The sequence below is a fragment of the Larkinella rosea genome (assembly GCF_003858635.1).
GTDB lineage: Bacteria > Bacteroidota > Bacteroidia > Cytophagales > Spirosomataceae > Larkinella > Larkinella rosea.
This window is the reverse complement of record NZ_RQJO01000015.1, coordinates 455,693-468,837: the sequence shown is the minus strand read 5'-3', so window position 1 is coordinate 468,837 and position 13,145 is coordinate 455,693. Positions and strand designations below refer to the sequence as shown.

General features: G+C 51.7%; 9 protein-coding genes. All 9 read left to right on the top strand.

The features are described 5' to 3' along the window. The 9 genes from EHT25_RS28415 (at position 1) to EHT25_RS28375 (ending at position 13,136) form a co-directional block, all read left to right on the top strand. Entirely contained in the window at positions 1–639 is a 639-nt protein-coding gene (locus tag EHT25_RS28415) for a GntR family transcriptional regulator (RefSeq protein ID WP_124878837.1), read from the top strand. 577 nt (positions 640–1,216) lie between these two features. Further along, positions 1,217–4,390 (top strand): SusC/RagA family TonB-linked outer membrane protein, encoded by a 3,174-nt coding sequence (locus tag EHT25_RS28410; protein ID WP_124878836.1) that lies wholly within the window; start codon positions 1,217–1,219, stop codon positions 4,388–4,390. Between the two features lie 26 nt (positions 4,391–4,416). Continuing rightward, positions 4,417–6,195: a RagB/SusD family nutrient uptake outer membrane protein gene (locus tag EHT25_RS28405; protein WP_124878835.1), complete on the top strand. Its 1,779-nt coding sequence runs from the start codon at positions 4,417–4,419 to the stop codon at positions 6,193–6,195. A 24-nt stretch (positions 6,196–6,219) separates the two neighbouring features. Further along, positions 6,220–7,506 carry a Gfo/Idh/MocA family protein gene (locus tag EHT25_RS28400; protein ID WP_124878834.1) on the top strand — a complete coding sequence of 429 codons (1,287 nt, stop codon included), beginning with the start codon at positions 6,220–6,222 and terminating at the stop codon, positions 7,504–7,506. A 48-nt stretch (positions 7,507–7,554) separates the two neighbouring features. Next, positions 7,555–8,781, top strand: a complete 1,227-nt coding sequence (locus EHT25_RS28395; protein WP_124878833.1) for a Gfo/Idh/MocA family protein — start codon at positions 7,555–7,557, stop codon at positions 8,779–8,781. 159 nt (positions 8,782–8,940) lie between these two features. After that, entirely contained in the window at positions 8,941–10,293 is a 1,353-nt protein-coding gene (locus tag EHT25_RS28390) for an aspartate aminotransferase family protein (RefSeq protein ID WP_124878832.1), read from the top strand. A gap of 17 nt (positions 10,294–10,310) precedes the next feature. Then, on the top strand, positions 10,311–11,489 hold the full coding sequence (gene dgoD / locus EHT25_RS28385) for a galactonate dehydratase (RefSeq protein WP_124878831.1): 1,179 nt from the start codon (positions 10,311–10,313) through the stop codon (positions 11,487–11,489). Positions 11,490–11,529: 40 nt separating this feature from the next. Continuing rightward, complete coding sequence (locus EHT25_RS28380; protein ID WP_124878830.1) at positions 11,530–12,297, top strand: SDR family NAD(P)-dependent oxidoreductase; 768 nt, start codon at positions 11,530–11,532, stop codon at positions 12,295–12,297. 11 nt (positions 12,298–12,308) lie between these two features. Beyond that, a complete protein-coding gene (locus EHT25_RS28375) occupies positions 12,309–13,136 on the top strand; it encodes a phytanoyl-CoA dioxygenase family protein (protein ID WP_124878829.1) in 828 nt (275 codons plus the stop codon). The last annotated feature ends 9 nt before the right edge of the window (positions 13,137–13,145 follow it).

Here is a 13,145-nt window from a genome sequence, read left to right as displayed (position 1 = left end):
ATGAAAGAAGATTCGCTGGCCAATAAAGCATATACTGAATTACGGAAAAAGATATTGTCAAACCAGGTTGTATCCGGCACCCGGCTGAAAGAAGACATTTGGGCGACCCGACTGGATGTCAACCGCATGGCCATTCGCGAAGCCCTCACCCGACTGCTGGGCGAACAGTTGGTCGTTTTGGGTGAAAAAGGCGGTTTTTTCGTCAAATCGCTGGTGGCGGCTGATATTCAACAGATTCGGGAGTTACGGGAAATTCTGGAGCTCGGTGCAATCCGGCTGGCGATTCAGAAAATTGACAATGAGCATATCGATGAACTGGAGCGCATCTGCGATGATTTTACGTCCATGATTCAGCGTGGTTATTTCGGCGGAGCCTGCGAAGCCGACGTGAAATTTCACGAAACGCTGATTGACAGTGCCGACAACGAAAAACTGAGAAATCTCTACCAATCCGGCAACATTCCCCTTTTCCACCAGAAACTCGGGCAAACTCAGACCCATATGGACGATTACGAATTAACCGATATGGAACACCGGCAAATTCTGAAAGCCCTCAAGGAAAAGGACCTCAAATTAGCCGAAGAAACGCTTACCCGACACCTGATCCGGGGCGAAGTATCCTCGCTCGACCTCGATTAAAAACCGGTTATTTCCTGCTTCCACTTCAGCTACCCAGCTTTCAGCACGGATTTTAAACGAGTCCGTCCTCCCCTGTTTTCTTTCTGGCAAGAAAAATAAACTCTTTTTTACTGCCGTACCTATAAATTCGGTATCCCAACATGCTTCGCCGAAGCTGCTTGCTTCGGTATTATTTGCCATATCCTCACTTGTGAAAGTCGATCTTCTTTCAAACTGAAAAAAAATAATAGATAATATTTTTTGTAAACAAATTTGCAATATATTTGTAAGCATAATTTGATTTTAAAATATCCGCCTGCGTTTACAAATCCAATTACAGTACAGCGTATGAAAGGCTTTTATCGGTGCGATCTTCCCGAAATATGGTGATTACTGCAGGAATCGAAAAGCCATTTGGTACCATAAACTCCCTAACAAACCTGGATCTAGCGATTCAGGATTTGTTTACGATTTCTTTCTGATTAGACTGTATCCATAGCCAATTCCTGAAACCGGGAATCAAAGAAATAGTGTGCTGAGTACGAATTGCGAATCAGTTAGTCAATATTCCTTAATCAACCTCAAAACGTATTGGTCTATGAAACGAAGAAAATTTTACCAGATAGGGCCGTGCTATGTCCTGTTGCTTGCCTTTTTTCTCTGTACGTACGGGCAACTGGCCGCTCAGGATGCCCAAATACAGGGAGTTGTGCTGGACAATGCGGGTCAGACTCCGCTACCCGGTGTCAACGTCGTCATAAAAGGAACGAGCAGAGGTACTGCAACGGGCGCCAGCGGGCAGTATACGATTAATGCCAAACCGAGTGACGTGTTGATTTTTTCGTTTATCGGTTACGTCACCAAAGAAGTAACGGTAAACAACCAAACGACTATTAATATTGATTTATCCGCTGATGTACAGTCGCTTAACGAAGTCGTCGTAACGGGTTATTCCAGTCAGCGCAAGAAAGATATTACCGGTTCCGTCGCGGTTGTCGACATGAAGGGTGTGAAATCCTTTCCGGCGGGTTCGGCGGTTCAGGCCCTTCAGGGACAGGCTTCCGGGGTCAATGTAATCACGTCCGGAGTACCGGGCGCCAGTAGTAACATCTTCGTGCGTGGGGTCACTTCCTTCGGAAATACGCAGCCGCTGGTTCTGGTAGACGGAATTCAGGCTGATCTGAATAACATCAGCGCCGACGATATTGAATCGATCCAGGTGTTGAAAGACGCCGGAGCGGCCGCCATTTACGGGGTTCGGGGCTCGAATGGGGTACTGATCGTTACCACCAAAAAAGGAAAATCCGGCAAACCGACCATCACCTACGACGCCTATTACGGCATGCAAATGCCCCTGCCCGGCAACCCGTTCGATCTGCTGAATTCCGAGGATTTTATGAAAGTGGTGAAAATCGCCACGCCGAATAACATCCTTTTTGCTAACGGAATGCCGGATTATTTGTATGCAGGACCAGGGGTTGCCGGCGTCGCAAAAACCGGTGATCCCGCCGTCGATCCGGCGAAATACAGTTACGATCCGATCAATACCGCCAATAATTATTTGATTCAGCAAGTCAATAAAACCGGAACAAACTGGTTTCAGGAACTCTTTAACCCGGCTCCCATGACCAGTCATAACCTGACGGCCAGCGGTGGAACCGATAAGTCCAATTACCTGCTCTCTCTCGGCTATATCAACCAGCAGGGAACGTTGATGGAAACGTATTTAAAACGGTATTCAGCCCGGGTCAATACCGCTTTTAAAATTGGCAAAAATGCCCGGATTGGACAGAATGCAAACGTTTTTTATAAAGATGCGCCCGGTTTTGGAAATCAGGCCGAATTTGGAACGCTTTCGGCCGTTTATAAAATGATGCCGATCATTCCGGTTTACGACATCAAAGGTAATTACGGTGGAACCTTTGCCGGTCCCGGTTTAGGGAGTAACCAAAACCCGGTAGCGATGCAGAAACGGAACATCAATAACCGCACATATTCCTGGAATATTGTCGGGAATGCGTACGCTGAAGTTGACTTCCTGAAAAACTTTACGGCCCGTACCAGCTTTGGCGCCACGATCGATAATAATTACGCCCAGAGTTTTAACTTCACCCAATACGAAAATAAACAGGGCAACAGCAGTCCCAACAGTTATTCGGAAAGCGCCAGTTTTAACAGTGTCTTGACGTGGACCAATACCCTGAAATACGGCACGCAGCTTGGCAAACATTCGATTCAGGCGCTGGTTGGCTCGGAAGCCATTAAAAGTTCGGGGCGGGGCCTCGCGGGTGGTTCGCAACGGTTCTTCTCCACCAATTACAACTACCTGATTCTGGGCAACGGAACCACGGGCGTTACGAACTCCAGCAATGGCTATATCAACAGCTTATTTTCGCTCTTTGGCCGGGTTGATTACGCCTACGATGACAAATATCTGATCGGTGCCACCATTCGCCGGGACGGTTCATCCCGCTTCGGGAGTGAAAGCCGATATGGCGTCTTTCCATCGGTTTCGGTGGGCTGGCGGGTTTCCAACGAAGCTTTCATGAAAGATGTTAGTTGGGTCAATGACCTGAAAATCAGAGGCAGTTACGGCATTTTAGGGTCTCAGAACAACGTTGCGCCGGAAAATGCGTTCAGCCTGTACGGTGGCGGTTATGGCACGGCCTACTACGACATTGCCGGAACCAGCAACACGGTTCAACAAGGATTTATCCAAACCCGGATTGGCAACCCAAAGGCGGGTTGGGAAGAAAATATCGTTTCCAATTTTGGACTTGACGCGACTATTCTTAATAACAAATTGGACGTTTCGGTCGAATACTACAAGAAATCGATCAACGGTTTATTGTTCACGCAGCCGCTGCCAGCTACAGTTGGGGGGGCTACTGCGCCGGTCGTCAATATCGGAGATATCCAAAATAAAGGGGTTGACGCTTCAGTAACCTATCGCGGCACGATCACCGACGGCTTGCAATTCTCGATCGGAGCCAACATCACGACGTATAAAAACCTGGTGGTCGACATTCCGAATCCCGGTTATTTTGAAACCTCAAGCTTGCAGGGCATGGGCAATTTGGTTCGGAATCAGGAAGGTCAGGCCGTCAGTTCGTTCTTCGGGTATGACATCCTCGGACTTTTCAATTCAGCCGCCGAAGTGGCCGAATCACCGGCCCAAAGTGGTGCCGCACCGGGTCGTTTTAAATACCGGGATGTGAACGGTGACGGTGTGATTACGCCCGACGACCGCACGTTTTTGGGTAGCCCGAATCCGGATTTTACCTACGGGATAAACCTCGGCTTTAACTACAAAGGCTTTGATTTATCAACCATTCTGTACGGATCACAAGGCAATGAAATCGTTAATACCATCCGTTCGTATACGCATTTTTACGCCGGATACGTCGGGAATAAAAGCAACGTGTTACTGAATGCGTGGACTCCTCAAAATACGAATACGACGGTTCCCATTATCGAAACCGGTGCTTCGTTAAGTACATCCGGTGCATTAAACTCATACTTTATTGAAGACGGCTCGTATCTGCGAATGCGGTCGTTAATTCTCGGATATACGTTTCCTTCAAGCGTTTTACAAAAAATAGGTGTCGGAAAACTGCGGGTGTATGCACAGGCTGCCAACTTGTTTACCATCACAAAATACACCGGTTTAGATCCGGAGTTAGGCGGCAGCAGCTCGGCTTTTGGGGTTGATTTTGGTAACTATCCAAACAACCAGCGGAATTTTCTTCTCGGCGTTAACCTCTCCTTCTAAAACAAATCCTGTTAAAAATTAAAATCATGAAAAGCATTTATTTAAAACCGGTTTTAACAGGCTGTTTCGTCACCCTTTTATCTTTATCAGCCTGTAAAGAAGAATTTCTGGAAAAGGAGCCGATCGGTTCCATCAGCGAAAGTACGTTAGCCACTAAATCCGGGATCAAAGGCGTATTGATTGGCGCGTATTCACTGCTGGATGGCGTTGGCGCAGTAGGCGGAAGTTTCTGGAGCAGCCCGACGGTTTTGTCGAGTATGGCGTCCAGCGATGCACACGTCGGAACGGAACCGAATGGCTTGCTGGCATCATACGAAGCCTATACGCACGATCCGACGAGTTCGTCGACCAATGAGCGGTGGCAGTTTCTATATGCGGCTGTTCAGCGGACCAATGATGTCTTGCGTTTAATACCCAAGGTTACCGAGTTGACCGCCGATGAAGCGGCTCAGACGAAAGCCGAAGCCATTTTTCTGCGCGCTGTGTATCATTTCGAAGCGGCCAAACTCTGGCGGAATGTGCCTTTTCTGGATGAATCAGTTACGTATGATGCCGGAAACTTCAACGTTTCTAATACCGATCCGATCTGGCCGAAAATTGAAGCGGATTTCAAGTATGCCGCCGATAATCTGACGCCGACCAAATCCGACGTGGGCCGGGCGAACAAATGGGCCGCCAAAGCTTTCCTGGCGAAGGTCTACATGTTTCAGCAAAAATTCACGGAAGCAAAACCGCTGCTGGCCGAAATTATTGCCAGTGGGGTTACGTCAAACGGGAAGAAATATGCGCTGGCCGAGCAGTATATCGACAACTTTAAAACCGACAAGAAACACGGCCCGGAAGCGGTTTTTACCGTCCAGATGTCGGTTTACGACGGCGCGAACGGGGGTAATGGGAATGCCGCCGATATGTACAACGGCCCGTTTGGCGGTCCGCCGTCGTGTTGCTACGGCTGGTTACAACCTTCGTTCGATCTGGTCAATTCCTACCAGACCGACGCCAACGGCTTGCCGATGATCGATACCTACAATAATAACCTGGTAACCAACGACCAAGGATTGCAGTCGTCGGCGCCGTTTACGCCCTACGCCGGTAACCTGGATGCGCGTCTGGACTGGGTGGTGGGTCGCCGGGGTATTCCGTATCTGGATTGGGGCATTCACCCGGGCATGGCCTGGATTCGGCAGCAAAATACCGGTGGACCGTACAGCGTCATCAAAAACATTGCCTGGCAGGCCCGGATTGCCACCGACCGCGAAAATGCGAACACCAACAACCCGTACAGCCTGATCCGGTTTGCGGACGTGCTGCTCTGGGCGGCTGAGGTTGAAGTGGAAATTGGTAGTCTGGCGCAGGCCGAAACGTACGTGAACATGATTCGGGCGCGGGCCGCCAATCCGGCCGGTTTTGTCAAGAAATACATCGACAACTCCGCCCCGCTGAAAGGATTTACGAACGAACCGGCGGCCAATTACAAAGTTGGTTTGTATACGGGTCAATTTGTGCAGAAAGGCAAGGAGTTCGCCCGCGAATCCGTCCGGTTTGAGCGGAAACTCGAACTGGCCCTCGAACACCACCGGTTTTTCGACCTGCAACGCTACGACAACGGAAGCGGTTACATGGCGACGTATCTGAACAAGTATTTAAAGTACGAAGCTGCGGTTCCGAAGTATTTCAATCAGGATTACATGAAGGGCGCATTCTTTACGAAGGGCAAAAACGAAATCTACCCGATTCCGCAGGCTCAGATCGATTTGAGTACAAAAGATGGAAAACCGACTTTAAAACAAAACCCAGGTTATTAATCTGATTTTCTGACTATTTCCGCCATGATCAACGATCAAATTAACCCTCAGGCTTCGTCCGGCGGATCGGACAAAGCACCAAAAGAAACCAGTCCGTTCAACCGGCGTTCGTTTCTGCATTCGCTGGGGCTGGGCGTAACGGCGCTGAGCGTTCTGCCGGGCTGTTCGACCGGAAAGAAAACCGCTCAGGCGGCAACCGCCAAACCGGCCATTCAGGGATTTGAGAAAACCGAGGAAGCCGCCAGTGCCAAAAAGTGGGTGGCGGTTTCGAATCGGAAAATCCGCGTCGGTATCATTGGTTACGGCCTCTGCAAATTCGGCTCAGCCTTCGGTTTCCAGAACCACCCGAACGTCGAAGTAGTGGCCGTCAGCGATCTGTTTCCAGATCGGTGCGCCGAACTGGCGAAGGCGTGTAACTGCTCCAAAACGTATCCGTCGATCGAAGAACTCGTTAAAGACGACAACATTGAAGCGGTTTTTATCGCAACCGATGCCCCGAGTCACGCCAAACACGCCATACTGGCGCTGAAGCACGGCAAGCATGTTGCCACGGCGGTTCCGGCGGTTTTCGGGTCGCTGGAAGATGCCGATGCGCTGTACGAAGCGGTGAAATCCAGCGGCAAAAAATACATGATGTTCGAAACGTCGTGCTTTCACGAGGATTTGTACGCCATGCGCCAGATTTACAATGCGGGCGGTTTGGGCAAACTCATTTATTCGGAAGGTGAATATTACCACTACATGGACGATCCACTGCCGTCCTACAAAGAATGGCGGGTCGGTTTGCCACCCCAATTCTATCCGACGCACTCCAACGCCTATTACGTGGGCGTGACCGGCGGCAGTTTTACGGAAGTTTCCTGCCAGGGAATGCCGAGTATCATCAAGCAAATGCAACCCGGTAATAACCGCTACAACAACATTTTCGGCTCTGAAATCGCCATGTTCCGCACCAGCGAAGGCGGTACGTCGCGGATGGCCGTCAGTTGGGACACGCCCGGCGACCACGGCGAACGGGGCCGGATTCGCGGGCAGAAAGGCTCGTTTTACGGTAAATACGAAGGACTGGTGAAAACACTGCCCGATCTGGCTCGTCCGGCGTTGCCGCCCGGTGTCGAATCCGGTGGTCACGGTGGATCGCACGGACGGCTGACCGACGAATTCATTACGGCAATCCTGCAGGATCGTCACCCGCTCGTTAACATCGCGATGGCGCTGAACCTGACCGTTTCGGGAATTGTCGCCCACCAGTCGGCGGTGAAAGATGGCGAAACGCTGAAGATTCCGCAGTACAAACTTTGGAATGTGTAAGGCTGATTTTATTCCTAAACCCGATTTTTCTGATTGAATCTCAATGGTATGACTAACAACGGAACGAAGCCTTCACTCAATCGTCGCCAATTTCTGAGTATCGCCGGGACATCGGCGGCCGCATTGTCGGTGTCCTCCCGGTTTGCGTTTGCCGGAAACCGCTCGGCGGATCGGAAAGTGCGGATTGGCATTATCGGTGGCCGGTTTGGCCTCGGTTTTTATTTCCACGAACATCCAAATTGCATTGTCGAAGCCGTCAGCGATTTGCGTCCCGAGCGCCGGGATGCGCTGATGAAAACGTACAAGTGTACGAAAAGCTACGAATCGCTGGAGAAACTGCTGCAGGATCCCAAAATCGAAGCGGTTTTTCTGGCAACACCCGCACCCGACCACGCGAATCACGTACTGGCCAGTTTAAAAGCCGGAAAACACGTGTTGTGCGCGGTTCCGGCGGCTCTGAATCTGGAGGACTGCGCCAAACTGCGGGATGCCGTCAAAAAAAGCGGGTTAACCTACATGATGGCCGAAACCAGCGCCTTCATGCAGACGACCTTGTCGGTTCGGAAAATGTATAAGGCCGGTGAATTCGGAAAGCTGTTCAGCGCGGCTGCGGAATACAACCACCCCGGTTTGGAAGTGCTTTATTTTGAGGACAAAAAACCGACCTGGCGACACGGTTTGCCACCCATGCTGTACCCGACGCACTGCACCTCGTTCCTGATTTCGGTCACGGGCGAGCGACTGACGAGCGTCAGCGGGGTCGGCTGGGGCGACGACAGCCCGGTTTTGAAAGGCAATCCCTACAAAAATCCGTTCTGGAACGAAACTGCTTTTTTCCAGACCAATAAGAACACGCCGTTTCGGGTGGAAGTCAACTGGCGCGGGGCGCTGCGCAACGTGGAGCGGGGCGAATGGCGGGGCGAGAAAATGAGCTTTTTTATGCCGCAGTCCGAACCGGGCGAATCAACGATTGTCCGGTCTGAAGCGAAAGAAGGACTGGATCACGGCGGTTTTCAGGTGGCCAAAAATGTCGTGGAAACCTACAAACAGCCCATGTGGTGGGAAACCGATCTGATGCCCGCCCCTCTGCGTCACAACAGCGGCCACGGCGGATCGCACACGTTCATCACCCACGAATTCATCGACGCGATCGTCAACAACCGTCAGCCGCTGGTCAACATTCACGAAGCGCTGGCTTATACCGCGCCGGGTATCGTGGCTCACCAGTCGGCCCTGAAAGACGGCGAATATTTGAAAATCCCCAGTTTTGATTAACGGTAACCGGTTTCGGTGACTGACGTACCCACGGACTTTAGCCCGTGAGATCCTGCTAACTCATTGAGTGAATAAAAACACGGACTAAAGTCCGTGGGTACGTTAACCACGTGAATACCGTCAACATAAAAACATCAACTGAATAAACCTGAATTAACAATGAATAAGTGGCCGAAATCAGAGGAAGTTCTCAAAACCAACGAGCAATGGATACCGGGCGGAGTTGTATCTCTGAACCGGAAATCGGACCCTAATATCTGTTTTACGCGAGGAAACGGGAGCCGGGTGTGGGATATTGAAGGAAATGAATACATTGATTATCAGGCTGGTTTTGCGGCTACTTTCCTGGGGCACAACGATCCGGATATCAACGAAGCCGTTCGGCAGGCGCTGAGCTCCGATACGGTTTTGATGGGGGCTGGCCCGACGAATCTGGAAGGACGGTTCGCGGAGTTGTTTTGTAAAAACGTGCCGACCGTCGAAAGCCTCCAGATCACGTCCACCGGTTCGGAAGCTACATACCACGCCATGCGGATCGCCCGCGCCGTGACGGGCCGCGATCACGTGATTATTATTCAGGGCGGTTACAACGGCTGGCACAACGATGTGGCCGGCAACGTCATCAGTAGCCTGGCCGATGTGGGACCACGGGTGAGCCCCGGAGAATACCCGTTCGATGCCATGTCGGCCGGGATTCCGGAGGTGCATAAATCGCTGGTTCACGTCATCAACTACAACGACCTCGACTCCGTTCGGTATATTCTGAAGCGGTTTCCGGTCGCCTGTCTGATCATCGAGCCCATTTTGCAGAATATCGGCATCGTCAAACCGCAACCCGGTTATTTGGAAGGCCTGCGGAAACTGGCCGACGAGGCCGGTTTTCTGCTCATTTTCGACGAAGTAAAAACCGGTTTTCGCCACGCCATCGGCGGTTACCAAAGCATTTGTGGCATACAACCTGATTTAAGTACGTTTGGAAAAGCGGTCGCCAATGGGTATCCGCTGGGCGTCATTGGCGGCAAAAAAGAATACCTGGACTATTTCGTCCATCCCGATAAGGCCAAACGCGTGTTGATTGCGGGAACGTACAACGCCTTTCCGCTAACCACCGTGGCCGCCATTGCAACCCTGCAAAAACTGACGTCGCCGGTTCATAACGTCTACGAACACGTCAACACGCTCGGTCAGATGCTGGAAGATGGCCTGAACACGATCTTTTCGGCAACCGGACGACCGTTCCACCTGGCCCGGCAGGGTTCGGCGTATTGCCTCTATTTTATGGACCACGCGCCCGTCGATTTTCACGATATTGCCGAACACCACGATTTTGCGCTGGATAAAACCTACCGCGTGAAGCTGATCGAAAAAGGAATTTTTAACTTCCCGCTTCCGATCAAACAGGGCAGCATTTCGTTCGCCCACAGCGTGCAGGATATTGAAGAAACGCTCGAACGAACCGAGGATGTTGTCAGTCACCTGTTCAAAAAAACGCTGTCCACCCAAATCGCCTGATTAACAGTAAACTACGAATGAAGATTACGGCCATTGAAACCCAGGTTTGCCATGCCCGGATGCGGAATTGGATTTTTGTGAAAGTAATAACCGATCAACCCGGTTTATGGGGCTGGGGCGAAGCGACGCTCGAATGGCACACGCGGGCGGTGGTTGGGGCAATCGAAGACCTGTCGCAACTGCTGATCGGCGAAGATCCCCGGCGCATCGAACACCTCTGGCAGATGATGTACCGCCAGCATTTCTGGCACGGCAACGGCATTGTGCGCGGCACCGCCATCAGCGGTATTGACATTGCGTTGTGGGATATTCTCGGGAAAATCCACGGCGTTCCCTGCCACGAGTTGTGGGGCGGTCGGGTTCGGGATTACATCCGGCTGTACTGCCATTTGGGGGGCGGCAAAATGGAAGATTTTTACCAGACCAAACCCGACGATGCCAACCGCTTTGGCGAACTGGCCCAACAAGCCGTCGCCGACGGTTTTACGGCCTTCAAATCGATGGCCGTTCCCGAAACGATGTCGCTGGAAGGACTGCAACCGGTTCATTACGCCGAAGCCTGCGTGAAAGCGATGCGCGAAGCCGTCGGCGACAGTATCGACATCATGGTCGATTGCCACGCCCGCCCGTCCCCGCGCATGGGCATGCAGTTTGCCAAAGCCCTGGAACCGTACGGTTTATACTTTTTCGAAGAACCGTGCTGGCCCGAAACGATGGACGACATTGCCCTGATTCAGCGGGCCGTCAAAACGCCGATTGCCAGCGGGGAGCGACTGATTGGCGTTCATGCCTTCCGCGAAATGCTGGAAAAACGGGCCGTCAGCGTCATTCAGCCGGATATTACGCACTGCGGTGGCCTGACCGAAGTCCGCCGGATTGCGGCTCTGGCCGAAGCCTACCGGGTATCCATTGCACCACACAATCCACAGGGGCCCGTCAGCACGGCCGCGTCGATTGAATTTGGCTTTTCCTCTCCCTCCTACATCATTTGCGAAAGTGTCCACAACGACGTTCCCTGGCGGACCGATGTGGTGAGCGAAGGATTTACGGTTGAGGAAAAAGGCCGGATTGTCCGTCCAAATCAACGGCCGGGGCTGGGCATCGAAATCAACGAAGACGAAGTCAAAAAACATCCTTTCGAGCAGGAAGTGCTGCAACGGACTTTCTACAAAGACGGAAGCGTGGGCGATTGGTAGCAGCGGCTCAAATTTACAAGAAGGGAAAACCGTACGAATAGTGGACAACTTATTTACGAAACGAATCGTCCTGATTAGTGGTGGACTGGGTGACATCGGCCGGGCCACCGCGCTGGAATTTGCCCGGCAAGGAGCCGCCATCGCCCTCGGCGACATCAGCCCACCGGCGAAAGCCGCAGCGTTTCTCGACGAATTGGAGCAACTCGGAATAGCCACCCATTACACCCAGGTCGATGTGTCGGACGCAAAAGCCGTACAGAACTGGGTATCGGAGGTGGAAAATAGCCTTGGAGTTGCGGACATCATCATCGCCAATGCCGCCACCGTCACCGTGGGTGGGATTCACGAAATCACGGCGGAGCAGTGGACAAACGAACTCAACGTCAATCTGAACGGTGCTTTTTTCCTAACCCAAAGTGCCACCGCCCGGCTGCTGGCCCACCAGCTTCCGGGGCGGGTGGTGTTCATCGGGAGTTGGGCAGCCCACTCGGTTCATACCCACATTCCGGCCTACAGCGTTTCCAAAGCCGGTTTGCGGATGCTCTGCCAGTGTCTGGCGCTGGAACTGGCCCCGCACCAGATTCTGGTCAACGAAATTGCGCCCGGTTACGTGAATGCCGGTTTAAGCGCCCGGTTTTGGGAAAAAGACCCCGAACTGAGCGAGGAGGCCCGAAACCGGGTTCCGATCAAAAAACTGATCAGTGCCGAAGCGGTGGCCGGACAGGTCGTGCAGCTTTGTCACCCGGCGAACGAACACATGACCGGCAGCACCCTGCTGATGGATGGCGGACTTTCCTTACTGACTTAACCCGTACTGATATGGCCTTTATGCTGACCGACGAACAAGTTGAATCTTTTCAGGAAAATGGGTATTTAATTATTCCCGGTTTTTTAAACGAAACCGAAGTTGCGAAGCTGTACCGGGTCGCGATTGAAGACAAAGCGATTCAGAAAAACAGTTTTGATCTGGACGATAAAGCCGGTAAAAAAACGAAACTAGCGTTGTGGTTTACGCCGGGCGATGACGTATACGGTTTACTGACCCGCAGCGAACGCATGGTCGATTCGGTAAATAAACTGCTGGATGGAAAGGCTCCGGTTTGTCATTTTCATTCCAAATTGATGCAGAAAGAACCGAAGGTTGGCGGGGCTTGGGAGTGGCATCAGGATTACGGATATTGGTATAAAAACGGCTATTTATTTCCGGATCAGCTGATTTCGGTGATGGTGGCTATTACCGAAGCGACGCAAGAAAACGGCTGTTTGCAGGTCATTAAAAAGTCGCACAAAATGGGCCGGGTCGAACACGGTTTTTCCGGCGAGCAGGTCGGCGCGTCGATGCAGTATGTCGAGTTTGCCCTGCAAACGATGGAGCTGGTTTACGTCGAATTAAAACCGGGTGATCTGCTCTTCTTTCACAGCAATATTTTACACCGTTCCGAAGCGAATCTCTCCGATACGCCCCGTTGGTCGCTCATTTCGGCGTATAACCGCCAGTCGAATCCACCTTACATTACGGAAACACCCTCCAGTATTACCCCTTTGCAAACCGTGCCGGATGATGCTTTATTCCTTCACGACGATGCGTCCGGTATTCTGGAAAATACGACTCAATTTCTGAGTGTAGAAAAGGCAAAAGCGAAGTAGAATGCCCAC